Origin of the sequence: Bradyrhizobium sp. 35, assembly GCF_023073215.1 — a bacterium.
GTDB classification, from domain to species: Bacteria; Pseudomonadota; Alphaproteobacteria; order Rhizobiales; family Xanthobacteraceae; genus Bradyrhizobium; species Bradyrhizobium canariense_D.
In genome coordinates, this window is sequence record NZ_JADPJC010000160.1 from 129479 (window position 1) to 155815 (window position 26337).

A 26337-nucleotide genomic window follows, 5' to 3' on the forward strand; every position below is an offset into this window, starting at 1 on the left:
GCAAATCCCACTCGGCCCGAATTCGCGGCCTCACGCCGCTTGGTAATCCGGCGCGGAGGCGAGAAACCGCGCATAGGCGTCCGCGTCCGGCGGCCGGAAGTGGCCCGCGAGCCCGCCGCGCTTCTGCTCCTTGGCGCCGATGTCGGCCATCAGCTCGTCGAAGTGACGGTAGTGATAGGGCGCGACGCAGAGGCCGCCATAGACGCCCGCAGCCGGCCGTTCGACCCGCTTGAAGTGCAGCATCATCTCGATGTTGTCGCGCATCTGTTGCGCGGTCGGCTGGCGTGCGAGCTGTCCGTCGGCGTAACGGACCAGCCAGTTGGCGGCGAGGTCGGCGCAGAGCACGGTGCAGAACGAGGAGTTGAAACCGACGAAACCGAGCTCCGGCAGGTCGGGATTGGCGATCAGGCGATAGAGCCGGTACTGCCCATCCGCATCGACCAGTTTTGCCTGGTACGCGGCGGGCAGGAATGGCACGCCGAGCTTGTAGCCGATCGCGAGCACCGCGACATCGGCCGCCACGCGCTCGCCGCCGCTCATCACGATGGTGTCACCGTCGTAATGATCGAAGCTGCCGAACACGGCCTTGATGCGGCCGTCGGCTACCATCGGATGGAAGCCGGGTGTTGCGATCGGCACCGAGCAGTTGACTCCGTCCTCGATCCGCTCCTTCGGCACCATGTTGCATTGCTTCAGCTTGAGCTGCGCCTTCAACAGGCTTTCCAGCCCGCGCCAGTTTGCCCAGACGAACGGTGCTGCGATGCGATGCGCAAGGCGCGACATCGCGCCGATGCCCCAGCCCGGAAACATCTCCTCCTGCGCACGGATGTAGAGGATGCGCTTGAAGTTCACGAGACCGCCGATGAAATAAGGAATGCGCCAGACCGGCTCGCGCATCACGATCGTCACCTCACGCGCGCCCGCTTTCACGGCGTTCACCGCGATGTCGGTTGCCGATTTCGATCCGCCGAGCACGACGACGCGCCGTCCTTTCACCACTTGAGGATCGTTGTATTTCGATGAATGCAGGATCTGCCCGCCCTGTGCTAGAAAGCCGTCTTCGCCTGGGCAGTGCAGCTCCCGCGGCTCGTTGAACTGTCCGGTGCAGACCGCGACGAAGTCGAAATCCTCAGCTGTGCTGGCGCCGCTCTTGTCCGAGAGCGCGAGCGTCCAGCCTGGTCTGCCGTCGGCGCGTCGCGCCATGCCCGACACGCTGGTGTTGAAACGCAGCATACGGTCGAGGCCAAAAATTCGTGCGTAGTCGGCGAGGTAGGCGTGGACTTGCGATCCGGTCGGCCATTCCGGATAGGCTTCGGGCATGGCGCGGTCGGTGTAGCGGTAGAGCTCCTTCGGGCTCTGGGTCTGCACCTCCGGATAGGAGCGCGCCGGCTCCCAGACGCCGCCGAGATCGGCGCTGCGTTCAATGATGGTGACCCGGTGACCGCGGGTCGAGAACGCCTTTGCGGCGGCAAGGCCGGAGACGCCGGCGCCGATCACGCAGACATGCTTTGGGTTGACCATGGGATTGCTCGCGAGCTCGAATGTTCTGGGCACAGCAGGCCGCGTTCGGCCGCGCTGCGCCGCCGCTGGACCTGCGACGAAACAGAAATGGGAGTGGGGCGGCCGCCTAGTCGTTGGCTTCAGGCGGCAGGAAGTCGACCTCGTGCAGGGCCGAGATGCGCACGACCTCGGCGGGGTCGGCCAGATTGTGGAGCTGGTTGAACAGCGCCTCCAGCTTCTGCATCGGCGAGACCCAGAACAGCGCGCGGGCCGGCTTGTCGGACTTGTTGAAATAGCCGTGCGGGATGCCGCGCGGCAGGCGCACGAGATCGCCGGCGTTGGCCTTGACCCATTTGCCGTCGAGCTTGAGGTCGAGCGTGCCCTCCTGCACCAGGATGAATTCGTCCTGGGTCGGATGGATGTGCACTGGCACGAACTGGCCCGGCTCGCTGTTGGTCTCGAAGGCAAAGGTGGAATCGGTGACGGCCTTGGGAAAATAGACCTGGCCCAGAATATTCCAGGTCTTGCCGCCATAGCCCGTGCCGTTCGCGGTAATGCCCTTCTCGAGTGCAGTCATGGCTCGCCTCCATCGTGGATCCCGACGAGGGTGGAGCTTCGGTCAGGCGCGGGCTGCTGTCTATCCGCTAAACGAATCCGGACACGTCCTGTGCCGTGCGGCACGACGTTTTTGCGACAGGGCTCTTTCCGGGGACGGGGAACTATTATAGGTTTAAAATATTCCGTGATGCCAAGCGTGGTCGGCGATGTCCGCAGCCGAGCTGGAAATGAGCACGCCTCGATCCGCGGCCGAAAGGCTCGCGGCTTTCGCCCGCGTCACCACCGACGACGCCGACGAGGCGGCCGAGCAGGTCGGGCGCATCTTCTGCCCGCATGATCTGACGCCGATGCGGAGGTCGGGCTTCTCGGCCAGGCACAATTGTGCCGCCTTCGACGGCTTTTCCATCAACTATGTCGCCTATGGCGGATCCGTCACCATCGATCCCGGCTGCCTCGACCGCTTCTTCCTGGTGCAGATCCCGCTCGCCGGCACGGCCCGTATCCGCGCAGGTACCCGCGAACTCGACACAGCGCCGGAACGGACGGCGTCGCTGTTGTCGCCGACCATCCCGACCCGGATGATCTGGACCGAGTCGGCGCAAGCGATCCTGCTGCTCGACCGCCGCATGGTCGAGCAGCGCGCAGCGGCATTGTCGGGCAGGGCGACCGGCGCGGTCGAGTTCGACCCTACGCTCGACCTGAACGTGCCGGCCGCGCGCGGCCTCGCGGCGAAGCTCGTCGAGCTGATGATGCTCGCCGAAGGTCTCGGACCGTCCGGCAGGCTTTCACCGGTCGCGACCGCGGGCTGGCGCGAGGCGCTGCTTCATTACCTCCTCGACGGCCAGCGGCACGGCCTGTCCGACGCGATCAGAACGTTCTCGGGCCAGGGCGAGCGTCTGCCGCGCGCGCTGCACACTGCGCGGGACTGCCTCGCGGCGAATGCCTGCGAGCCGCTCGACGTTGCGCACCTCGCCTGTGAGTCCGGGATCGGCATCCGCGCGCTACAGCTCGGTTTCCGCCGTCATTTCGGCGTGTCGATCTCGCAGATGCTGCTCGACATGCGCCTCGCCAATCTCCACACCCGGCTCACGCAAGCCGAGCTGGACACTTCGATCACCGAGATCGCCTTCGATCTCGGCTTCACCCATCTCGGCCGCATGGCCGGCGCCTATCGCGAAAAATTCGGCGAGACGCCGTCAGCGACGCTGCGGCGGAAGATGAGCTGATGCGCCGGCGGCTTCCCGATGTCGGTTGGGGAGCGCGCGGCGCGAAGACGCGGCATCATTTGAACGTCGTCGCCTGAGTAACATCGCCCCAGCAATACTGATCGTCGCAGTCTTTTAGCTTGTCGTTGATTGACCATTCAACCATGCCACCCGCGTTGGAATTCGCAGCGGATGGCCTAGGTCTTCCGCGACCTTGTCGCGCCATCGCGTTCAGCCGCCTGCCTGCGCAGAAAGCCTTCGAGATCGGCCTGCACGGAATAGGGCGTCGGGATCGGATCGCCCGCGTCGTCGACAGCGGTGTCGAGAGAGCGGCGCAGCATGCGCGCGAGCTCGGCCTTGCGGTAGGGCTTTGTCAGAAGCGGTGCGCCCTTGGTGGCGCGCCCCTGCGCATGCGGGGCGTCGTAGGCATAGCCCGACGTGAAGAGCACCCGCAGCGAGGGGCGCGATGCCACCATCTCGTCGGCGAGCTCTCGTCCGTTCAAGCTGCCGGCCATCACGATGTCGGTGAAAAGCAGGTCGAAGGGCGTGCCTTCGGCCGCGATGGCCAGTGCCTCGGCTGCATTGGCGGCCGAGATGACCTTGTAGCCGAGGCTTTCGAGCTGAACCGTGACGTACTGGCGGACGTCGCGGTCGTCCTCGACACAAAGAATGGTTTCCGTCCCGCCCACGACCTTGCGCTCGTCATAGCCGGTGGGGCGAAGCGTGCTCGCCTCCGCCTTCGGCAGATAGATCGTGAAAGTCGTGCCGCGTCCTTCTTCGGAAGCGACCTTGATTCCGCCACCGGACTGCTTGATGAATCCGAACACCATGCTGAGCCCGAGCCCGGTGCCCTTCCCGATGTCCTTGGTCGAGAAGAAGGGATCGAAGATCCGCTCCAGAATGGCCGGCGGAATGCCAGTGCCGGTATCGCCTATCTCGATCTCGACATAGTCGCCGGCATAGCCGGCCCCGACCGCCACGGCCTCGCGGACGCCGAACACGACGTTGCGCGTCGTCAACGTCAGTCTGCCGCCGTCCAGCATCGCGTCGCGGGCGTTGATCGCGAGGTTGAGAAGCGCCGAGCTCAATTGGCCGCGATCGACGAGGGCGAGCCAAATGTTGCCGTCGAGCCGGGTCACGATCTCGATCTTCTTGTCGAAGGTTGCCAGCAGCAGCTTTGCGAGCTCTTCGAGCAGCTCGTTGATGTCGCTCTCGGCCGGCTTGAGCGCCTGCTTGCGGGCAAAGGACAACAGGCTCGACGTCAGCGCGGCGCCGCGATCGGCGGCGTCGCTGATCAGCTTGGTGATGGTCGCGAGCGGCGGATTATCCTTCACGGCGTCGGCGAGGATCTCGATCGTGCCCGTGATCACGGTGAGCATGTTGTTGAATTCGTGCGCAATGCCGCCGGTGAGCTGACCGATCGCCTCCATCTTCTGGGCCTGGATCAGCTGCTCCTCGGCGGCGCGCTTCTGGGTGACATCCTTGACGAAATTGTTGATGAGGGTGCGCCCCCCGATGTGGAGCGCCGTGCTGGAGGCCTCGATCAGGATCTCGTCGCCGTCCCGGTGCAGCAGGGTCGCTTCGAACCGGATGCCGATCGGCGTATCCGACAATTCCGGCAGCAGCCGCATCATGCGTTGCCTGAAGCCGTCGCGCAGCGGCTCGGCGATGAGGAGATTGACGACGTCCGTGCCGAGCGCCTCCTTGTGCGTCCATCCCGTCAGGGCCTCGGCCTGAAGGCTCCATTCCAGCACGATGCCGTTCTGGTCGGTCTGAACGAAGGCATCGAGCGCGGTCTTGATGACCGCTTGCGTCATCTGTGCGCTGGCCCGCGCCTGCTCGGTCAGTAGCGCGGCGGCCCGTTTTTCCTGCGCCGTTTCGATCGCGCGCGTGCACAGACGAGCGAGCAGGACCGCAATGGCGCCGCTTGCGAGCATGGCGACGATCTGGGCAATGCCGAACCCGGTTCCGGTCGCGGCATAGGAGACGAGGAGAGCCGCCGCGGTCACGATGACCTGCGCGGCCATCGCGAGTGTCAGAAGCCGCCTGAGTTTCATGGTCTCACACCAACGCGTCAGTGGCAGACCCTCGTGTCCGCCCTGTCAATGACCGGCTCCACGTGAGCTACAGATGTGAGCTACAGATTCCGCGCGGCAGCGTCGAGGGGCAATTTGCGGTGGTGCCGGGCTGGCGGCGCTTTCAACCTGCCGGCGAATCGGTCTGGCGCAGCGTCGTCACCCAGATCACGCGGGCCGTCTGCTGGGTCGGGTTGTCGAACATGTGCGGCACGATGCTCGGAAAGCGAAAGCTGTCGCCGGCGTCGAGCAGATGGGCCTGGTTGTCGAGCCACAGCCGCAGGCTGCCTGAGAGGATGTAGCCCGCCTTCTCGCCGGTGTGCTGCAGGAAGTCGGTGCCGGACGAGGCGCCGGGATTGAGCGTGAGCTCGTAGAATTCGAGCTGGCCTTTGTCTGCCGGCGTCAGCGCTTCCTTGACGACGCCGCTGGCGGTGAGCCGCAGCAGGCGCCGGCCGTTCTTGCGCACGATATAGCGCTGCACGTCGGCGGGATCGGTGGTCTCGAAGAAATAGGAGATGGGAACGTCGAGCGCGATGCTGAGCAGGCGCAGCGTGCGTATCGACGGCATGGCGCGCGCGCGTTCGAGCTGGCTGATCATGCCGTTGGAGAGGCCGGTCTTCTTGGCGACGTCCTGGATCGACAGGCCCGCGCGCTGCCGCAGCAGCCGCACGGTCTCGCCGAGGCGCTGGTCGACGGCATCGTCGGCTTCGGTCGGCGGGGCATCCTTCGGATCGTTGATCTCGCCGCGACCATCCATGTCGCTCTCCCATGCATCATCTCAGCCCGGACAATGACGTTCCGGAGCTTCAGTCGGAGTGAAAAGGTCGCGCATCCTAGCAATATGATTGACAGCTGTATTTAGTCGTGATGAACTTTTGATAGAAAATTTAGAAGCACTAAAGCCCATTCCTGTCCCTTTGCCGGGGTCTCGGGGCCCGGGAGACGGTGCCGCGTGCGACAACGGAGAGTGGTCATGGCGGACGACACCGGGAAGTTCGGCGTTGGGGCACTGCATCTCGGCAATCCGAATCGCCGTCAGATCTTTCAGCTCGGGGCCGGCGCCGCGGCGGGATGGACGCTATCGGGCAACGCATTTGCGCAGACAGAACGCCCGACCAATCCGCCGGACAAGCCGCGCGGACAGGTGATCGCGGCGCTGTCGCAGGAGCCGACGGTCTTTCATCCCCTGATGCCGGGCATCGAAGTCGATCAGGGCATCTGGTGGCAGGTGTTCTCGCCGCTCTGGTTCATCGATCCCGACGGCAAGTTCGTTCCCGACCTCGCCCGCGAAGTCCCGACGGTCGAGAATGGCGGCCTCTCGGCCGACGGCCTGACCTGGAAGATCAAGCTCCGCAGCGACGTGAAATGGCACGACGGCACGCCGTTCACGGCCGAGGACGTGAAGTTCTCGCTCGAGCTGATCAACAACCCCGATTTTCGCGCGCGCAGCCGCGTCGGCCATAGTCTCGTCAAGGACATCAAGATCGTCGCGCCCGACGAGATTCACTGGCGCATGGAAGCTCCCTATTCGCCCTATATGTCGATCCTGGGATCGCTGACCTTCATCGTGCCCAAGCACATCCTGGAGAAGGTGACCGATCCGAACGCCTCGCCGTTCCACAATGCGCCTGTCGGCACCGGACCGTTCCGCTGGGGCGAGCGCGTGCCGGGCGACCACATTCAGTTGAATGCCCATACCGGCTATCACGCCAAGGGACCCTACGTTGAGCGCGTGGTGTTCAAATACATTCCAGACCTGACCGTGCTCTACACCCAGTTCCGCACCGGCCAGGTCGATTACACCGGCCTGCAAGGCATTCTGCCGAACTTCGTGCAGGAAGCGAAGACGCTGAAGGGCCGCAAGATCTTCGTCTCATCCACGTCGTCGGTGGAGCACATCGCGCCCAATCTGGAGTTCGGCGCGTTGGCGGACCGCACGGTGCGCGAGGCGCTGTATCTCGCGATCAACAAGCAGGCGATCATCGACGCGCTGAACTACGGCTTGCCGACGCAGACCGAAAGCTTCGTGCCGCAACAGGCCTGGTCGTTCCAGCAGGGACTGCCGCAGCACAAATACGATCCGGCCAAGGCCAACACGCTGCTCGATGCGGCCGGTTGGGTCCGCGGCGCCGGCGGCGTGCGCGAGAAAGGCGGCGTCAAGCTCGAATTCACCAATTCAACGACGTCGGGCAATGCGGTGCGTGAGCAGACCCAGCAGCTGCTGATCCAGGACTGGCGCGCGATCGGTGCCGCGATGCGCGTCAACAACATGCCGGCCGCCGTGATCTGGGGCGACTTCTGGCAGCAATCGAAATTCAATTCGGTGATCGTGGGAGTGAATTTCATGCTCGGCAGCGACCCCGACGTGACGCCCCGCTTCGGCTCCGGCGCCATTCCTGCCAAAGGTGGCCGCGGCTACAACACCTATCAGTATCGCAACCCGGAGGCGGATCGGCTTCTCGCCGAAGGTGCCAAGCAGTTCGATCTGGCGCAGCGCAAGACGACCTATGGCGCTCTGCAAAAGCTCATCCGCGACGACCTCGCGATCCTGCCGCTGTTCCAGGGCTTCATCGCCGAAGGTGTGAAGGAAGGGCTGCAAGGCTTCCGTCCCAACATCAACATGTCGATCAACTGCTGGAACATTCGCGAATGGTATTGGGCCTGATGGTTCAGGCGCGCGAGATCGCCTGAGATGGCCCGTTACGTCGCCAATCGCCTGGCGCAGGCGATCATGCTGCTGGTGATCGTGTCCGCGATCGGCTTCGCCATCCTGCATCTGGCGCCCGGCGGTCCGCTCTCGCAATTCGCGGCGTCCGCGCAGATGACGCAGGAGGATCTCGACCGCGTCACGCGGCAACTCGGCCTCGATCGTTCGCTGCCGATCCAGTATCTCGATTGGTTCGGCCGGATGCTGAGGGGCGATTGGGGCCGCTCGTATCGTGACGGCGAGGCGGTGCTGGCGGTGATCTCGTCGCATCTCGGCGCCACGCTGGAACTGATGGCGACTGCGACCATCATCGCGGTGCTGCTCGGCTGCTGGATTGGCGTGCTCGGTGCGCTGCGCCGCTATTCGCTGTTCGATTCGCTCGCAACCGTCGGCGCCATGATCGCATTGTCGATCCCGACCTTCTGGTTCGGCCTCGTCACCATCTATGTGTTCTCGGTGAAGCTCGGCTGGCTGCCGGCCGGCAACCGGCAGACCGTCGGCGATGGCTCCCTGCTCGATCTGCTCCATCATCTCATTGCGCCGGCGCTGGTGCTGGCGCTGGTGGAGACCGCGATGTGGGGCCGCTTCATGCGCTCCTCGATGCTCGAAGTCATCAACCAGGACTACATTCGCACCGCGCGCGCCAAGGGCATGCCGGAATGGCGAATCCTTACGGTTCACGCCTTGCGTAACGCGCTGCTGCCGATGATCACGATGGGCGGCCTTCAGTTTCCGACGCTGCTCGGTGGTGCGCTGGTCGCTGAAACCGTGTTCACCTGGCCCGGCATGGGCCGGCTGTTCCTCGATTCCATCGGATATCGCGACTATCCCGTGGTGATGGGCATTCTGATGTTCTCGGCGATCATGGTGCTGATCGGGTCGCTGCTGGCCGACATCCTCTATGCGGTCGTCGATCCGCGCATCCGGGTGGGCTAGGGATGACGACCGTAGACTTGTCCAGCGCTCAACCCGCACCCGGCCAGGCCGCGTGGCGGCGATTTCGTCGGCACCGGCTTGCACTTGCAGGCGCGGTGATCATTCTCGTCCTTGTTCTCGGTTCGGCATTCGGCCCGTACCTCCTGCCGTTCGACGACACCTACATCGATATCATGAAGCGGTTCGCACCGCCGCTGTCGGGCGCGCACATCCTCGGCACCGACGAACTCGGCCGCGACGTGCTGGCGCGGCTGATGATGGGCGCGCGCGTCTCGCTGTCGATCGGCTTCGTCGCGATGGTGATGGCGATGGCGGTGGGCATCGTCGTCGGGGCCTTCGCCGGCTTCTATGGCGGCGTGGTCGGCGCGGTGCTGATGCGGCTCGTCGATGCCATGCTCTGCTTTCCGACCATCTTCCTGCTGCTTGCGCTCGCGGCGCTCATCGAGCCCGGCTTCATCACCACCACCGTGCTGATCGCGGCAACCGCCTGGATGTGGGTGGCCCGCGTCGTCGAGGCCCAGGTGCGCTCGCTGCGGGAGCGCGAGTTTGCGGTTGCTGCACTCGCGTTCGGCTCGTCGAATCTGCGGATCATGTTCCGCGAGCTCGTACCCAATGCGATCGCGCCGATCGTGGTGGCGGCGACGCTGAACGTGGCCAAGGCCATTCTGCTCGAATCCTATCTCAGCTATCTCGGTTACGGCATCCAACCGCCGGCCGCGAGCCTCGGCAACATGCTCAATAACGCGCAGATCTATCTCACCAGCGCGCCCTGGCTCGCGATTGCACCGGGCCTCGCCATCACGCTTGCGGTGACGAGCTTCAACTTCCTCGGCGACGGCCTGCGCGACGCGCTCGATCCGCGGATGAACATCCCATGATCTGCAAACTAGCGACGAGCCGAGCTGTCTCGATCGAACTGAATATCTGGAGTTTCCCATGTCCCCGCCGCTCACCCGCATAAACAGTGACGAGCGCCTGCCAGCGCAGGTGGATGTCGTCGTCATCGGCGGCGGCGTCATTGGCGTCTCCGCGGCCTATCATCTCGCAAAGAAGGGCCTCTCCGTCGCCTTGGTCGAGAAGGGCCATGTCGGCGGCGAGCAGTCGAGCCGCAATTGGGGCTGGTGCCGCCAGCAGGGCCGCGCGCGTGAGGAGATCCCGCTGGCCCGCGAGGCGCTGCGGCTGTGGGAAGACATGCAAAACGATGCCGGCGTCGATGCCGGCTTCCGCCGTACCGGCGTGCTGTTCCTGACCAAGAGCAAGGACGAGCTCGCCAGCTGGGAGCGATGGGCCGCAACGGCGCGCGAGATGCAGGTTCACTCGACCGTGCTGACGCCGGCGGAGGTCGCCGAGCGCCTGCCCGGCAATGCCGAGACATGGGTTGGCGGATTGCACACGCCGAGCGACGGGCGCGCCGAGCCCTCAATGGCCGTGCCGGCGCTTGCGACCGCCGCGCGAAAGCACGGCGTCACGATTCATCAGGGCTGCGCCGCGCGTGGGTTGGAGACGCAAGGTGGACGGGTGAGCGCCGTCGTCACCGAGAAGGGCACCGTTCGCACGCAATCGGTGCTGCTGTCCGGCGGCGCCTGGTCGTCGCTATTCTGCCGTCGCCACGGCATCGAGCTGCCGATCGGCCTCGTCAATGCGACCGCGTGCCGGACCACGCCGGGGCCGGAGATCACCTCCGGTGCGCTCGGCACCGATTTCTATTGCATCCGCCGCCGCCTCGACGGCGGCTTTACCCTGGCGCTACGCAACCGCGGCACGGTCGAACTGTCGCCTGATCTGTTCCGGTACGCGCGAACTTTCTGGCCGACCTATCTGCATCGCAAGAATGGGTTGAAACTGTCGTTCGGCAAATCCTTCTTCGACCAGCTCATGCGCGGCACGAACTGGAGCTTGGACAAGCCGTCGCCATTCGAGACCGAGCGGGTGCGCGATCCCGCGCCTGACATGTCGCTGGTCAATGCCGCGCTGGCTTCGCTGATCAAGTCGAACCCTGAATTGAAGGACATCGAGATCGCGGAAGCCTGGGGCGGGACGATCGACTGCACGCCGGATACCATTCCGGTCATCTCGCCGGTCGATGCCATGCCTGGCTTCTTCCTTGCCACCGGCTTCTCCGGCCACGGCTTTGGCATCGGTCCTGCGGCCGGCAAGCTCGCGGCGGACATCGTGACGGGCGCGACGCCGCTGGTCGATCCCGCGGCCTACAGCCACAAGCGCCTGATCGACGGCCGCCGGCTCGCGCCGGTCAGCCCGTTCTGAGAGTTTTGGCGGCATGACGGTTCTCTACAAGGCCAACATGGTTCGGGGCGCTGAATGGGCGGGCTTCTTCGCCGAGCGCGCGCCCGATGTGCCATTCCGGCTCTGGCCCGACATCGGCGATCCCGCCGACATCCGCTATCTCGTGGCGTGGGTGCCGCCCGACGACATCGCGACGACTTTCCCAAATCTCGAGCTGGTCTTCTCGGTCGGTGCGGGTGTCGATCAGTTCGACGCGAAAAAACTTCCAGCGCACATTCCGCTCGTTCGCATGCTGGAGCCTGGCATCGCCGAGACCATGGTCGAATACGTCACCATGGCGGTGCTCGCCCTGCATCGCGATCTCCTGCACTTCATCGCCCAGCAGAAGGCGCAGGTCTGGCGCGAGATCCGGATCACGCCGGCGAAGCGGCGGCGCGTCGGCGTGATGGGTCTCGGCCAACTCGGCCAGGCCGTGCTCGAACGCCTCACGGCTTTCGACTTTCCACTACTCGGCTGGAACCGATCGATGCGCGAGATCGACGGCGTCACCTGTTATACGGGCATGGGGACGTTGCCGGATTTCCTTGCGCAGACCGACATTCTCGTCTGCCTGTTGCCTCTGACGGATGAGACCCGCGGCATCCTCAATGCGGACTTGTTCGCGCGCCTGCCGCGCGGCGCGTCGCTCGTCAACGTCGGGCGTGGCCCGCATCTGGTCGAAGCCGACTTTCTCGCGGCGCTCGACAGCGGCGCGTTGTCGGGTGCTGTCCTCGATGTCGCCGAGCCGGAGCCGCTGTCTGCGGGTCACCCTTTCTGGAGCCATCCGCGCATCCTGGTCACGCCGCACAATGCCAGCATGACGACGCCGGATACGGCGGTCGATTTCGTGCTGGATGTGATTGCGCGCCACCGCCGCGGTGAAGAATTGCCGGGGCGTGTCGATCGTAGTCGCGGCTATTAGGACACTGGCATGAGCATGGGCGCAAGCGGAGCTGATCAAATCGCTGCCAACGCGCAGTCGCCGGTGCTGTCGGTTTCCGGCCTGACGACGTCCTTCCTGCGTGAGCGGCGATGGATTCCCGTCGTCTGCGACGTGTCGTTCGATATTGCCTCGCGGGAAACCGTGGCGATCGTCGGCGAGTCCGGTTCGGGCAAGAGCGTCACTGCGCTCTCGATCATGCGGCTCATTCCGAAGGAGAACGGCCGCGTCGAAGGCAGCGTCCGGCTTGCCGGTCGCGACCTGCTGACGCTGCCCGAAGCGAGCATGAAGGATGTTCGTGGCAACGAAATCGCCATGATCTTCCAGGAGCCAATGACGAGCCTCAATCCGGTGCTGACCATCGGCTTCCAGATTGCGGAAGCACTGATCCAGCACCGCGGCCTGTCGCGCGCGGCGGCGGAGGTCGAGACCATATGCCTGCTCGACCGCGTGCGGATACCTGCGGCGAAATCGCGCTTCCACGAGCATCCGCATCGCTTCTCCGGCGGCATGCGCCAGCGCGTAATGATCGCGATGGCGCTGGCCTGCAAGCCGAGGCTGCTGATCGCAGACGAGCCGACCACCGCGCTCGACGTCACGATCCAGGCCCAGATCCTGGAGCTTCTGAAGGAGCTTCAGCAGGAAGAGGAGATGTCGATCCTCTTCATCACCCACGACATGGGGGTGGTGGCCGAGATCGCGGACCGCACCGTGGTGATGTATGGCGGCCAGGCAGTGGAAACCGATGCGACCGCGCGCATCTTTGCTTCACCCTCGCATCCTTATACCCGCTCGCTGCTCGCGGCCGTGCCACGCCTCGGCTCGATGGACGGGCGGACGCGGCCGATGCGTTTTCCGACCGTCGACAAGGTGACGGGGACCTCTGACGAGCCGGCGGAGACGCCCGATACGGTCTCGATTGCCGAGCGACCGCTGCTCGAGGTCTCCAACCTCACGACGCGCTTTCCAATCCGCTCGGGCCTGTTCGGCAAGGTCTCGGGCCGCGTCCATGCGGTCGAGAACATCTCCTTCACCTTGCGCGCCGGGGAGACGCTGGCGCTGGTCGGCGAATCCGGCTGCGGCAAGTCGACGACGGGCCGCTCCATTCTCAAGCTGACGGAGCCGGACAGCGGCACCGTTCTGGTGGACGGGCAGGATGTGCTGGCGATGAATGCCCGCACCTTGCGTGACTTTCGCAAGCAGATGCAGATCGTGTTCCAGGATCCGTTCGCGAGCCTCAACCCGCGCATGTCGGTGGGAACGGCGATTGCGGCCCCATTGCTCGCCAACGGGCTCGTCACGGCGTCGCAGGCACGGGAGAAGGTCGCCGACCTGCTTGTCCGCGTTGGTCTCACCGCCGACATGGCCGCGCGCTTTCCGCACGAATTCTCCGGTGGCCAGCGCCAGCGCATCTGCATTGCCCGCGCGCTCGCGCTCGGACCGAAGCTGATCGTCGCGGACGAAGCGGTCTCGGCGCTCGACGTTTCGGTCAAGGCGCAGGTCGTCAATCTGATGCTGGACCTTCAGGCCAGCATGGGACTTGCCTATCTCTTCATTTCCCACGATATCGCGGTGGTCGAGCGCATGAGCCATCGCGTCGCGGTGATGTATCTCGGCGAGATCGTCGAAACCGGTCCACGCGCGGCCCTGTTCGGAAATCCGCAGCATCCCTATACGAAGAAGCTGATGGCGGCCGTGCCAGTGCCCGATCCAGCGCGCCGCGGCACCAGGCGCGAGGCCACGAATGACGAGATCAGAAGCCCGGTGCGCGCGCCCGATTACCAGCCGCCCGTGCGTCAATTTCGTGAGGTGTCGCCGGGCCATGTCGTCCAGCTCTGGGGCGAGGAATGGTCCAACTGACGTGCGCAGGCCGCAAATTATTTCCAAAATGCACGATGAAGTCGCCCCGCGATCTGCCGGGCAGGTCAACGGTGGTGTCCTTCGCGACGCCAGGCCGGTGACATCACGCTGAAATCACAATGAAATCATCGCGGCACGGCCCGGTGCGACGGCTGGCCGCGCCAGCTTCGTGTTATGCGCTGCAGCTGGACCGTCGGCCGGCGATCTCCGATAATGCGCGGATCTCGGGAAGGCCGGCGAAGACGTGCCTTTACGGATGGATTTACTAGAATGACACAAGCAGGCGTCTACGGGCAGAGGCTCGGGCAGGGCCTTCGCTCCAAGCAAGCACCGGTCCTGATCACGCGTTCGCTGCACAGCGCCGAGCTCGCGGTCACCGAAGTCCGCAACGACGATCCGACACCGGATATTTCCGGATCGCTGGCTGCGGAAGATGCCTATCTCCTCAGCCTGAAACTCCGCGACTATCCGGATTGCGAATGCTGGGAGGAGGGCCGCTGTGTCACCAAGGCGGATGTTCGCGCAGGTGCGACTTATCTGTACGACCTCAAGCGTGACCCGCGCTATGTGATCGACAAGCCGTTTCACTCGCTCTTCTTCTATTTGCCGCGCTCGGCGCTCAACAGCGTTGCCAGGCAACCGGGCGGGCCGCGCGTAGGCGAGCTCAGCTACGAGCCCGGTGTCGGTCATGACGACGAGGTCGTTCGACATGTCGGTGCCTCGTTGCGGCAAGGACTGTGTCGGCCCGACGAGACCAACCAGCTTTTCGTCGATCACATGATGCTCGCGCTCACCGCCCATGTCGCCCAGACCTATGGTGGGCTGAAGCCGGCCGCGGAACCGAGCCGCGGCGGTCTCGCGCCATGGCAGGTGAAGCGTGCGTGTGACCGGCTCGATTCCGATCTCTCGGGCAAGATCGCGCTGCAGCTGATCGCGACCGAGCTTGGCCTGTCAGTCAGCCACTTCTCACGCGCATTCCGGATCTCCACCGGCCTGCCGCCGCATCAATGGCTGCTCCAACAGCGCGTCAAGGCGGCCAAGCAACTGATGACAGTCCGCGACCTGCCGTTATCCGAGATTGCCATCTCGGCCGGATTTGCCAATCAGAGCCATTTCACGCGGGTGTTCTCGTCCATCGTCGGCGTCAGTCCGGGCGCATGGCGCCGAGAAACGGATGGTGGACGGGACAAGACTTGAAGTTACCGACGCTTCGCCAGCGAGATCGTGTAGGCCGTGCGGCGCGCCGCAAAAATCTCGTCCGGCGGATGGCCGATGCCGTCGGCAAGATTGGCTGGATTGAAGATGGAGCCGTCGCAGGCCGCGTTGGCTTCGAGGCTGGTGATGACGATCGTCCCCAGCCGCACCTGCTCACGGTTGTCCTCGTCCGGCCATCGCAGGGTCACGTCCATAGTGGGATCGCCGGGACGGTCGAGCAAGGCCATCACGTTGAATCGGACGTCGCCGGCTACGATCCTCCGCGCGAGATCGTCATGCAGGAAATCGGCCGACTTCGCCCTCGCTTCGTCCTCGCTCAAGGTGACGTCGCCGCCGACCGGCGAGACCTTGAACTTGATGAAGCGGGTCTCATCCTTCGCGTTCGTCGCGGGAAAGGAGTGCACGCCCCAATAGGTCGTGCCGGCAAAGCTGCCGGGCAGCCGGCGTGCCGCGACGTAATTCGCCTGGTTCAGTGTTTCAGGATTGGCTGCCGAAAAGGCCCGGACCTTCTCGATGTCAGGCTTGCCGTCCGCACCCGGAATGCGCGCCTCGAGGAAGGCGAGCATCTGGTCGAGCGTCCGTGCAAAATGCACCGGAGCGGTTTCCGTCAGGATGTCCGAGCGATGGGCGTCGTCGCCCAGCCTGAAGCTGAAGCCGCGCAGCACGAGGTTGTTGGTGTCGGTCACCCCGGGATTGCCGCCGCCGACGGAGAAGCGCGCCAGCACGCGCGACGGTTTTGTGAAGCTCAGCGATCGCGTAATCTCTGCCGCGCGGTCGGACGGGGCATAGGTCCCGCGCACACATCGACCCTTGGCGAAGCTCGCGCGCACCTTCGGCGGATTGCCTGCGACCGCCTTCAATGCATCGACGACCGCGGCGGGTGTTGCAGCGGGGGTGGGAAGTTCGGACATGGCTTGGCCTCCGGCAAAAGCGGCATGTCCGTGTGTTAGGGCTGGCGGAGCGCCGGCGTCTTTCCTAAAGCCGCGCTGCCTTGTCCGATCCTGCTGATTGCTTGCTCGCGCTTCAGGAATTCACGTGCACGAAACACGGTATGAGGGGATAGATCTGATGTCGGCGAGACGCGGGACAACTTGTTTACTGATTCAGCTCCCGTGCTCCCGTGCTCCCGGGTCTCGCGACGATGCAGACTTGTCCTCCGGAAATTGTGATCGGATAGAGCGACGGGGAACCGCGTTATGTGAACCGTCTCATATTTCATCACTCTCTTTCGAGCTATCACTCCCGCAAGAAATTGCCGCACCCGGACCTAACTGACCGACACGGGTGAGATGCAATGCCTGCGTAGCCGCGTGCTCGCAGCTTTGGATTGGCTCTCGTCTTGCTCACGAGCAAGCCAGCCCCATCACTCAGCACAGATTTTTCAGAAATTGGAATCAAGGCAATCGCAAAACGCGTCCACGAGGCTGCCTCTATTCGGGGTCGGCCGGTAGGCCGCTACTTACCTAAGAAGGAGACCCCCAATGAAAATTAGTGATGCAGTTTCCAGCGCATTTTCCCTAACGAGGGGCTCCGGCAATCTTCGGATCGCTCGTTCCGGTCTGATCAGGTCGGCCCATCTTCTTGAAAGAATTGGGCTCGCAGCCGTTGGGGCCTCCTGTGGCCTCTATGTGGGTGCGACCCTGTTGCGTGAGAAAGGCGGACTGTTTGAAAGCGGCTGGATCGTGCTGATAACGATGCTCTATGGAGCTCTCAGCTATTATGTCGGAATTGATTTGTCTCGCAGTGTCGCGCGGAAGTCGATCTCGAGCAACTCGGAAGAGTGGAATGGTTCCGAGCCGGCTGAGATCATGAGTGCGGCTGGAACGTTCGGCGCCGCGATTGCCGCAACTCTGTCCGTCAGCATCCTTGTCCTTGATCAAAACCCAGCCAATGGCCTGATAACCTTTGTTGCCGGCTGTTGGGTGGTTGGTTCCTCGCTCCAAGTTGCGGCGGGCATGATGGCTCGCAACTACGAAGCGCGCATGGACAAGCAATGAAGGAATTGTCCTCACGCAAGAACGTCTGCTTGGCGTCATGACGAGTGCACAAGCCGCAGTGTTGGATTCGATTTCAGGTCCGGAGTGAGTAGTGACCACTCATCGCAACCTCTGTCGTCCAACGCTGCGGGAAGACGATTTTTGGTAGCGCAGTCGTTCGCATCGGGCGGCGACCCGGCTTGGAAGCCGTGTCGGTACTGAGTAACCTAAATTATCGCACAACAAACAAGACGTGCCATCATGGCGGTGTTGGGATATCGTCCCCGCGCCGTGGTCCAAAATCCTGCTAACCGCCAACCACACGATCGGTGGAGCCAATGCAGATTGCGGAGTGGCTCGAGAAACTGGGGCTTGGGCAATACGCAGAGCGTTTTGCCCAGAATGGAATCGACGTGGGCGTCCTCCCCGAACTGATGGACGAGGACTTTGAAAAGCTCGGAGTCCTGCTAGGCCATCGCCGCAAAATGCTGCGTGCTATTGCCGACCTCGATCCAGCCGCGTTGATCGCATCGCCGACCCCTCCTCAGGACGCCGAGCGGCGCCACCTCACCGTTATGTTTTGCGATCTGGTCGGCTCGACCGCGCTCTCGGCGCGTCTCGATCCCGAGGATATGTGGGAAGTGATCCGGGCCTACCGCGCCGCCTGCGCGAGCGTCATTGCCGCTTATGACGGCAGGATAGCCAGGTTCGTTGGCGACGGAATACTCGTCTATTTCGGCTATCCTCGCGCGCATGAGGATGATGCGGAGCGCGCAGTACGAGCTGCCCTCGACACTATCTCCGCAATTGGGCAGCTCAAAACGGGCGCCGACGAACGGGTTGAACTGCGCATCGCAATTGCGACAGGGCTTGTGGTGGTCGGTGACCTCATCAGTGGAGATGCATCAGAGGAGCAGGCAACCGTCGGCGACACACCAAACCTCGCCGCTCGGCTCCAGAGCCTGGCGGAACCGGGCGCGGTCGTCGTTGCTTCGTCGACGCGCCGGCTGCTTGGTGATCTCTTCACGTTTCGCAATCTCGGCCGCCGTGAGGTCAAGGGGATAGCCGAACCAATCGCAGTCTGGGCGGTGGAGGGGGCGATCGCATCCGAGAGTCGCTTCGAGGCGGTCCGCGCGGTACGCTCGATCGGTTTTGTCGGCCGCAGGGACGAGATCGAGTTCACTCTCTCGCGCCAGCGGCTGGCATGGCAGGGGCAGGGCCAGATGGTATTGATTTCTGGCGAAGCGGGCATCGGCAAGTCGCGCATTGTCGCAACCCTGTCCGAAAGCCCCTCGTTGGGGGCGCACCGCCGGGTGCGATATCAGTGTTCGCCCTACCATACCAACAGTGTGCTCCATCCCTTTGTCGCGCAGCTCGAGCGCGCCGCCGGCATCCGGTCGCACGACACGCCTGGGCAAAAGCTCGACAAGCTCGAGGCAATGCTGTCGCTTGGAACACAGCAGGTCGCCCAAGCGACACCGCTCATTGCGGCTCTCCTTTCGATTCCCACCGGCGACCATTGTCCGCCGCTGGCTTTGAGCCCGGCGCAGCAGCGGCGACAGACATTTGCCGCCCTTCTGGATCAGCTTGAGGGGTTGGCGCGAGAGCAACCCCTGCTGATTATCTGCGAGGATATGCATTGGGCCGATGCCACGACACTTGAACTGTTCGATCTCGCGGTCGATCGTATCAGAGGACTGCCGATACTCGTGCTCATGACATCCCGGCCAGAGTTCGAGCCCTCCTGGTCGGGCCTTGCCAACGTCAGTCTGTTGCGGCTCGACCGACTCGATCGGCGGGACTCGCGCGCGCTGGTCGAACAGGTGGCCGTTGGTCGCCAGCTGCCACGCGAGATGATGAAGCAGATCATCGATAGGACGGATGGCATCCCACTATTCGTCGAGGAATTGACCAAGATGGTGCTGGAGTCCGGGCTACTCCTCGAAGATGCCGGGCGCTATCGTCTCGATAATCCGCTCCCGCCGCTCGCTATTCCCGCGACGCTGCAGGATTCGCTGATGGCGCGGCTTGACCGGCTGGCCCCCGTCAAGGAGTTAGCGCAGATAGGCGCCGCCATCGGTCGCGACTTTTCATACGCGCTGCTGAGATATGTGGCGGGACGCGATGATCTGACGCTGAGCGCTGCGCTAGCGCAACTCGAAGAGGCCGAACTGCTGGTGCGTCGCGGGGCTCCGCCCGAAGCAAACTATAGTTTCAAGCACGCCCTCGTTCAGGAAGCGGCCTACGAGAGCCTGCTCAAGAGCAAACGGCAGGTGCTTCACAAGCGCATCGGCGATGTCCTGCGCGAGAAGTTTCCAGTCGTCGCCGAGACTGAGCCGGAAGTTCTGGCACACCACTTCACTGAGGCGGGGCTGAACGAGGTCGCCCTCGAATGGTGGCGCAAGGCGGGCCTGCAGGCGCTGAAACGCTCCGCTTATTCCGAGGCGATTGCACATCTCGGCAAGGCGATTGCCATCGCCGATGACCTGCCCGATGAGCACGACCGGATGATGGGTAGGCTACATCTTCAAATCGCATATGGCCGTGCATTACGGGGCAGCCTCGGGCACAGCGCTCCCGAAACGGTCGCCGCATGGACGCGCGCCCGACAGTTCGCAGCCGACATCAATGATCCGGTTGAACTTGCGCCGGTCCATTCGGGTCTCTTCAATGCCTGCCTGACACACGGCGAACTCGCGCCGATGCAGGCGCTGGTGGATGCCATCGTGAACGCCGCTGACCGGCGACCGGCCTCACCGGTGGCCGCCGTCGTTGCACATTGGACGGGCGGGGTTACCTGCTGGTTCGGGGGCGACTACTTGAACGCGAGATTACATCTTGAGAAGGCACTAGAGATCTATGGTGACGAGCCGGATCCCGCGACGTTCAGGGGCTCGGCGCTGGATCTCCCATTCGTGATCATGAGGTTTCTTGCCCTGGTGCTTTGGCCCCTTGGCAGGATCGCCCGCGCACGCCGCCTCGCCGCGGAAGCGATAAGGGCTTCCGGAGAAAAACGGGCGCTTTCTCAGGCCAATGCGCTTGTTCATCGAGCTGTGTTCGACGGACTATGCGGGGGCATGTTGCAGCAAACAGAGACGATCCTGGCGCTTGGTCTCGCTCGCGACCACACGATGCCGCTGTATGTGGCCGCCGGCACTTACCTGAATGGCCTGGCCAAGTGGCGCGCTGGCGACGGAATGGCCGGGCTAACGGAAATGCGTCGCGGCTGGACCTTGCTGCACGAGAATGACTGCTACCTCTGTGAGCCGTTTTGGGGGATGCATGTCGCCATGGCGGATGCAGAGTCGGGCCAACTCGAAAACGGGCTGGAAATCTTGAGCGGATTGATCGCATGGGCGGGGCAATCCGGTCAGCATTGGCTTGATGCCGAGCTGCATCGCGTCTACGGGGAGCTTTTGTTGCGTCATGATCCTTCGGACCTAGCCAGGGCCGAAACTGCGCTAAGCCGAGCGCTTGAAATCGCACGGCACCAACGGGTGAAGACTTTCGAGCTGCGCAGCGCCATTGGACTTGCACGCCTGCATAAGACAAATGGCGGAGCGGGCGCGGTATCCGAGGTGCTCGCTCCCGTGCTCGCTGAATTCGATGCGGAGCGCAATCTTCCCGAAGTCGTTGAAGCCAGAGAGCTGCTCAAGCAAGTGCATTAGGCACGTGCGGTTTGTTTAGCTAGCCGTTTGGTCAGGAGAGACGTCTCGATCCTGACCCATCTCCGGTCGCCTCACTGCAATTGCGCGTTGAGGTTCGCACGTGACGTACGGGCCAGGGGCTGACGGGTTACGAATTCACGTGCACGAAATCCCGCAAGAGCGGGTAGATCTCGTTGTTCCAGCGTTTGCCCGAGAACACGCCGTAATGGCCGACGCCGGCCTGCATGTGGTGGACGCGGCGGTAGGCGCGTACGCCGGTGCAGAGGTCTTGCGCGGCCAGCGTCTGGCCGATCGAGCAGATGTCGTCCTTCTCGCCCTCGACCGTCATCAGCCCCATGCGGCTGACGGCCTTGGTGTTCACCGGACGTCCCCGATGCATCAGCTTGCCCTGGGGCAGAAGATGCTCCTGGAACACGTCTCGCACGGTCTCGATGTAGAATTCCGCGGGCAGGTCCATCACGGCGAAATATTCGTCGTAGAAGGTCTTGATGCTGGCCGCCTTCTCCTTCTCGCCCTTGGCGATGTGATCGGCGAGATCGATGTGCTGCTTGATATGGCGCTCGAGATTCATCGAGACGAAGGCGGTGAGCTGCACGAAGCCGGGATAGACTTTCCGCAGGGCACCGCGGCACTGCATCGGCACGTAGTTGATCAGGTTCTGCTCGAACCAGTCGATTGGCCTGCTCTTGGCGAATTCGTTGACCCTCGTCGGCTGGATGCGCGTGTCGATCGGGCCGGCCATCAGCGTCAGCGTCGCCGGCCGCGAAGGATGGTTGCCCTCGCACATGATCGCGGCGGCCGCGAGTGCGGAGACCGAGGGCTGGCAGATCGCGACCATATGCGGGCGGGGGCCTAATTGGCCGAGGAAGTCGATGAGATGCTCGGTGTAGTCGTCGAGCCCGAAACGGCCCTCGCTGCGGGGAATGTCGCGTGGATTGTGCCAGTCGGTGATGTAGACGTCGTGATCCTGCAGCAGCGTCTTCACGGTGCCGCGCAGCAGCGTCGAAAAATGGCCGGACATCGGCGCCACCAGGAGCATGCGCGGCTGCTCGCCCACGCCTTCCTTCTTGAAACGCAGCAGCGAGCCGAACGGGGTCGCGTAAGCGATCTCCTCGGTTACGGCGACCTCGCGATTGCCGACCATGACGCTGTCGATGCCGTAGGCGGGGCGGTGATAGGTGAAGGTGGAGCGGGAGATCAACTCCAGCGCGGCCGACAGCCGGCCGACGACCTGATCCGATAAGCCCTGCGGCACCAGATTGAGGAATTTGAGTGCGGACGAAGCCCCCGACCGCCACGGCGCCGTCAGGTCCATATGGTTCTGAAAGGCCTGATAATACATCGACATCATACTGAAACGCCCACCTGTCCCCGTGCTGCTATGCAATATCGGAGCCAAACCGGAGATGGGCCGTCCTCAAGATTGGCACGTCGCTTGCTGCTCTTTTGGCGGGAAGCACAGGCGGTGCGCACTCCCGCAGTCCAGGCGGGTGCAAGTCTTAGGCGTGAGGGAAGGCCATATGGCGAAGGCGACACTGACCATCAGCAGCAAGAACTATTCGTCCTGGTCGCTGCGTGGCTGGCTGCTGACGAAATTTTCCGGGCTCGATTTCGATGAGATCGTCACCGCGCCGGACGACGCGTCGGCGCGTGCCGAAATCCTGCTATTGTCGTCGTCGATCCTGGTGCCGTGCCTGCGGCACGACGGCGCGATCGTCTGGGATACGCTGGCGATCGCCGAATATCTCAACGAGGCGATGCCGGATGCCGGGCTGCTGCCCGCGGATCGCGTTCAGCGCGCGCATTGCCGCTCGATCTGCGGCGAAATCCATTCCGGCTTCACCACCTTGCGCGCCTCGCTGCCGGTCAATCTGAAGGGGCACTTCCCCGGCTTCAAGATCTGGTCGCGCGCGCAGGCCGACATCGATCGCGTCTGGGCGATCTGGCGCGACTGCCTGGACAAATCGGGCGGCCCCTTCCTGTTCGGCGAGACCCGCACCATGGCTGACGCGATGTACGCCCCGGTGGTGACGCGCTTCGTGACCTATAACGTCAAGCTCGAGCCACAGCTGCAAGCCTATGCCGATACCATCATCGCCATGCCGGAGATGAAGGAATGGATCGCGGCGGCACGGGATGAGCCGGCCGAGATCGAGGAGCTCGAGGTCGAATATTAGGCAGGCCGGGTGCCATCTGCCTGTTTTGGGAGCGAGCATCCAACCGCCGCACCCCGCGGTCATGTCATTGAAGGCGTTAACGTTTGACGCCCGTGGTGGGCTGAGCCCGCTCACGCGCTGTGCAGATATTGTATGCGCGCGCTGGCCGGTTGCGACATCTAGCCGTGAACAGGCGCGTACGGGGCGCTACGGCTGATTCGGACGTGATTCGTTCGGGCCGCGTTCCGAAGGTTAAAGCCGGGACGCGGCCCCGTTGCATTTTGAGACAGAAATCAGTGCTCAGGCCACGCCCGAATGCTTCATGCGCGGGACGCGCCAGCCGATGACGGTTGCTTCAACTGCGACGCCGGCCGCGTGGTTCTGCCAGCGTCCCTCGATATAGCGGCAGGCGAACGGCAGCTGATACGTTCCGCTGTGGTCCTCGCACAGCACTTCGACTGCAAGGCCGGGCGGCGGTTCTCCGGCGCCGTCGAATTCCGCCAGTCGTCTGTCGCGCGTTGCCATCAAAAAACTCCCTTAAACAAAGCCGCGGAAAGAGTGCCCATTTCCTCCGCGTGCAGATCATCGCTCCCCGTGCGAGGGAACAGCCGCAAGCTCAACGCGAGAATGCGGTGCGAGTGTGGTAGCCTCGACAGGCTGCGTGCAAAAAGCGCACATTGCCGTGATTGATTTGACAAGGAACCTGTATGCTGCTTCGAAGCGCCGTCGTTTGTTTCGCGATGTTGCTGCTCGCTACGCTGGCGATTGTGCCGGTCCGCGCGCAGGACGTGCCCGGTATCGAGATCTGCACCGTCGAGAAGACCATGGAGCGCCGCACCAGCTGCCTCCAGAGCAACGTCGACTTCCTCCAGAAGACGATCACCAAGTTCAACCTCGATCACCAGCAGAAGCTGGACGCCGCGGCTCGCCAGATCGATGCGTTGAAGACGACCGTGGCCGGCTTGCAGAAGATGCTCGGCGATCTCCAGGCCGCGCAGGCGAAGACCGCGGAGGATGTGAAGAAGAAACAGGATGCGCCGCCGCCGAAGGATGCGGCGAAATAGGCGCCGCGCTCAGGCGACGCGATATCGCTCCATGACGCTGCGGGCGGGCTCATAGCCGAGCCCAGGTCCGGTCGGCACCGCGACATGGCCGGTGGCATCGACATCGGCGCGGCCGCCCCAGAGGCAGGCCTCGCGCTTCAGGTAAAACATCTCGACCAACCCGTCGTCGCGCCCCGCCAGGAGATGCAAGGTCGCCAGCAGGCCGGGGCCGAAATACGGGGAGTGCGGAACGATCTTGACGTCTTGCCGATCCGCGAGCGCCGCAACCTTCAGAAATTCCGTGATGCCGCCGACCTTGATCACCGACGGCTGGGCGTGGCTGACCGCGCCCGCCTCCATCATCTGGCGGAATTGATATTCCGTGCAGGCGTTCTCGCCGGCGGCGACGCCGAGCCCGCCCTTGCTGCGGACCTCGGCGAGCGCCGCAAAATCCTCCGGCGGCCAGACCGGCTCTTCCAGGAACATCGGCTGCGCGTCCCCGCATGTCCTGGCGAACGCGACCGCCTGCTCGCCTGACAGCGGGCAGTTCATGTCCACCATCAGCGGAATGCCGGGCCCGATCGCCGCGCGCGCGGCAAACACCGCCGGCGCCGTGGTCTCGTGCAGCTTGATGGCGCCATAGCCGAGTGCGAGCGCCTTCTTGCATTCGGCGGCGATGTTGTCGGGCGAACCGATCCGCAACAGGCTCGCATAGGCCGGAATGGCCGAGCGCCTGGTGTCGCCGAGCAGGCGGTTCAGCGGCACGCCCTCGATCTTGGCGGCGAGGTCCCACAGCGCGATGTCGAGCCCGGAGATCGCGAACATGGTGATGCCGTAACGGCCGAACAGATGCAGATTGCGCTGGATCTGGTCCATCACCGCGGGGATGCCGGCGGCATCGGGAACCTGCAGCCCATGGGCTTGTGGTGCGATCATTTCCTCGACGGCACTGCGCGTGGTGCGGGGGCAGACATAGGCGAAGGCATCGCCCCAGCCGGTGAGCCCGGCGTCGGTGGTGACCTCGAGGATCACCATGTCGAGGGCGGTGATGGCGGAGGCGCCCTGACGGAAGCTCGCGACACCAGCGTCATAGGGGATGCGGATATGGTGCGCCCGCACATCGGTGATTTTCATGACGCGGTTCCTCCTGCTTTCTTGTGAGCGGTTTCAAGGACGTCCCGAGTGTAGCCATGAACGCCCGGACGTTGCCAGTGGCTGTTCCGGCGTTATCCTCCTGCGGGACCGCAACGCCGATCAAGCGAAACCCGCGGACTTCCGTGCATCATGGTCGCGCTTCGAACGAGAAACGCCATGAACCCAGCCCAGCGCGCGCTCTGGTATGTCGAGAGCCATCTGGCCGAGCCGATGACGCTCGACGAGATCGCTGCGATATCGGGCGTGTCGCGGTTCCACATCGTGCGCGCGTTTGCCGTAGCCACCGGCCTGCCGGTGATGCGGTACGTGCGCGCGCGGCGGCTGAGCGAAGCGGCGCGCAGTCTTGCGAATGGCGCGCCGGACATCCTGTCGCTGGCGCTGGAGGCCGATTACGGCTCGCACGAAGCATTCACCCGCGCGTTCCGCGACCAGTTCGGCACCACGCCCGAAGCGGTGCGCGCCGCGCAATGCACCGGCCATCTCAAGCTTCAGGAGCCGATCCTCATGGATTCAACCATCTCGGACAAACTCGCCAACCCGCGCTTCGAAACCACAAAGGCCTTCCTCGTCGCAGGCATCAGCGAGCGCATCTCCTGCGACAACGGCGCGGCCATTCCTGGACTGTGGCAGCGCTTCCACCAGGAGGTCGCCGACATTCCCGCGCGCGTTGGACCGGTCGCCTATGGCGTCTGCTGCAACGGCGACGATGCCGGCAATTTCGACTACATTGCCGGCGTCGAGGTCGCCGATTTCTCCGAACTGCCGCGCCCCTTCGGCCGTATCCGCATCCCCGAGCAGCGCTATGCGGTGTTCACCCACACCGACCACGTCGCCTCGATCAGGCGCACCGTCAACGCGATCTGGAATCAGTGGCTGCCGGCCTCCGGCCTGAAGGCTGCCGATGCGCCGAACTTCGAGCGCTACGACGAGAAATTCGATCCCGCCACCGGCAATGGCGGCCTGGAGATTTGGATACCCGTGCGAGATTAGCGCGCAACGCTGGCATACCATCCGGCTTGCTTGGCAAGCCCCGGTGACTTTGTCATAACCGCAGGCAATC

General features: G+C 63.8%; 21 protein-coding genes. 13 read left to right on the forward strand and 8 right to left on the reverse strand.

The features are described from left to right. Positions 1-30: 30 nt before the first annotated feature. Entirely contained in the window at positions 31-1521 is a 1491-nt protein-coding gene (locus IVB36_RS36440) for an NAD(P)/FAD-dependent oxidoreductase (RefSeq protein ID WP_085351881.1), read from the reverse strand. Between the two features lie 106 nt (positions 1522-1627). Next, positions 1628-2077, reverse strand: a complete 450-nt coding sequence (locus tag IVB36_RS36445) for a cupin domain-containing protein (protein WP_018454097.1) — start codon at positions 2075-2077, stop codon at positions 1628-1630. Positions 2078-2264: 187 nt separating this feature from the next. On the opposite strand from IVB36_RS36445, the gene IVB36_RS36450 reads away from it, so the two are divergent. After that, positions 2265-3284, forward strand: coding sequence for an AraC family transcriptional regulator (locus tag IVB36_RS36450; RefSeq protein ID WP_018454098.1), 1020 nt, complete (start codon positions 2265-2267; stop codon positions 3282-3284). 176 nt (positions 3285-3460) lie between these two features. Here IVB36_RS36450 and IVB36_RS36455 read toward each other — a convergent pair whose 3' ends face one another. After that, positions 3461-5320: an ATP-binding protein gene (locus tag IVB36_RS36455; protein WP_247294990.1), complete on the reverse strand. Its 1860-nt coding sequence runs from the start codon at positions 5318-5320 to the stop codon at positions 3461-3463. A gap of 142 nt (positions 5321-5462) precedes the next feature. Further along, positions 5463-6095 carry a cupin domain-containing protein gene (locus IVB36_RS36460; protein ID WP_018454100.1) on the reverse strand — a complete coding sequence of 211 codons (633 nt, stop codon included), beginning with the start codon at positions 6093-6095 and terminating at the stop codon, positions 5463-5465. Between the two features lie 216 nt (positions 6096-6311). Here IVB36_RS36460 and IVB36_RS36465 point away from each other — a divergent pair, with 216 nt between their 5' ends. From IVB36_RS36465 to IVB36_RS36495, 7 genes are all read left to right on the forward strand, one after another. Beyond that, positions 6312-8003 (forward strand): peptide ABC transporter substrate-binding protein, encoded by a 1692-nt coding sequence (locus tag IVB36_RS36465; RefSeq protein WP_085351879.1) that lies wholly within the window; start codon positions 6312-6314, stop codon positions 8001-8003. 27 nt (positions 8004-8030) lie between these two features. After that, positions 8031-8981 (forward strand): ABC transporter permease, encoded by a 951-nt coding sequence (locus IVB36_RS36470; RefSeq protein WP_204512119.1) that lies wholly within the window; start codon positions 8031-8033, stop codon positions 8979-8981. Positions 8982-8983: 2 nt separating this feature from the next. Continuing rightward, the gene (locus IVB36_RS36475; protein ID WP_085361475.1) at positions 8984-9859 is read left to right on the forward strand and encodes an ABC transporter permease; all 876 of its coding nucleotides are present in this window, start codon (positions 8984-8986) and stop codon (positions 9857-9859) included. A gap of 58 nt (positions 9860-9917) precedes the next feature. Then, positions 9918-11246 (forward strand): FAD-binding oxidoreductase, encoded by a 1329-nt coding sequence (locus tag IVB36_RS36480; RefSeq protein WP_247294987.1) that lies wholly within the window; start codon positions 9918-9920, stop codon positions 11244-11246. Positions 11247-11259: 13 nt separating this feature from the next. After that, positions 11260-12186 (forward strand): glyoxylate/hydroxypyruvate reductase A, encoded by a 927-nt coding sequence (locus IVB36_RS36485; protein WP_204512117.1) that lies wholly within the window; start codon positions 11260-11262, stop codon positions 12184-12186. Between the two features lie 9 nt (positions 12187-12195). Continuing rightward, on the forward strand, positions 12196-14064 hold the full coding sequence (locus IVB36_RS36490; RefSeq protein WP_204512116.1) for an ABC transporter ATP-binding protein: 1869 nt from the start codon (positions 12196-12198) through the stop codon (positions 14062-14064). A 270-nt stretch (positions 14065-14334) separates the two neighbouring features. Continuing rightward, positions 14335-15261 (forward strand): AraC family transcriptional regulator, encoded by a 927-nt coding sequence (locus tag IVB36_RS36495; protein ID WP_085385352.1) that lies wholly within the window; start codon positions 14335-14337, stop codon positions 15259-15261. Between the two features lie 2 nt (positions 15262-15263). Here the strand turns inward: IVB36_RS36495 and IVB36_RS36500 are convergent, their stop codons facing one another. Beyond that, positions 15264-16190, reverse strand: coding sequence for a catalase family peroxidase (locus IVB36_RS36500; protein ID WP_085361470.1), 927 nt, complete (start codon positions 16188-16190; stop codon positions 15264-15266). Between the two features lie 570 nt (positions 16191-16760). On the opposite strand from IVB36_RS36500, the gene IVB36_RS36505 reads away from it, so the two are divergent. Beyond that, complete coding sequence (locus tag IVB36_RS36505) at positions 16761-17276, forward strand: hypothetical protein (protein ID WP_204512115.1); 516 nt, start codon at positions 16761-16763, stop codon at positions 17274-17276. Positions 17277-17593: 317 nt separating this feature from the next. Next, positions 17594-20923 carry an adenylate/guanylate cyclase domain-containing protein gene (locus IVB36_RS36510; RefSeq protein ID WP_247294985.1) on the forward strand — a complete coding sequence of 1110 codons (3330 nt, stop codon included), beginning with the start codon at positions 17594-17596 and terminating at the stop codon, positions 20921-20923. A 127-nt stretch (positions 20924-21050) separates the two neighbouring features. On the opposite strand, the gene phaZ is transcribed toward IVB36_RS36510, so the two are convergent. Continuing rightward, entirely contained in the window at positions 21051-22274 is a 1224-nt protein-coding gene (phaZ, locus tag IVB36_RS36515; protein WP_247394792.1) for a polyhydroxyalkanoate depolymerase, read from the reverse strand. A gap of 169 nt (positions 22275-22443) precedes the next feature. Between phaZ and IVB36_RS36520 the strand changes: the two genes are divergently transcribed. Next, positions 22444-23100, forward strand: a complete 657-nt coding sequence (locus IVB36_RS36520) for a glutathione S-transferase family protein (RefSeq protein ID WP_085395676.1) — start codon at positions 22444-22446, stop codon at positions 23098-23100. 279 nt (positions 23101-23379) lie between these two features. Here the strand turns inward: IVB36_RS36520 and IVB36_RS36525 are convergent, their stop codons facing one another. Next, positions 23380-23604, reverse strand: a complete 225-nt coding sequence (locus IVB36_RS36525; RefSeq protein ID WP_018454113.1) for a hypothetical protein — start codon at positions 23602-23604, stop codon at positions 23380-23382. A gap of 182 nt (positions 23605-23786) precedes the next feature. Between IVB36_RS36525 and IVB36_RS36530 the strand changes: the two genes are divergently transcribed. After that, on the forward strand, positions 23787-24143 hold the full coding sequence (locus IVB36_RS36530) for a hypothetical protein (protein WP_085395675.1): 357 nt from the start codon (positions 23787-23789) through the stop codon (positions 24141-24143). A gap of 9 nt (positions 24144-24152) precedes the next feature. Here the strand turns inward: IVB36_RS36530 and IVB36_RS36535 are convergent, their stop codons facing one another. Then, the gene (locus IVB36_RS36535; protein ID WP_085395674.1) at positions 24153-25256 is read right to left on the reverse strand and encodes a mandelate racemase/muconate lactonizing enzyme family protein; all 1104 of its coding nucleotides are present in this window, start codon (positions 25254-25256) and stop codon (positions 24153-24155) included. A 177-nt stretch (positions 25257-25433) separates the two neighbouring features. Here IVB36_RS36535 and IVB36_RS36540 point away from each other — a divergent pair, with 177 nt between their 5' ends. After that, positions 25434-26267, forward strand: a complete 834-nt coding sequence (locus IVB36_RS36540; protein ID WP_162496389.1) for an AraC family transcriptional regulator — start codon at positions 25434-25436, stop codon at positions 26265-26267. The last annotated feature ends 70 nt before the right edge of the window (positions 26268-26337 follow it).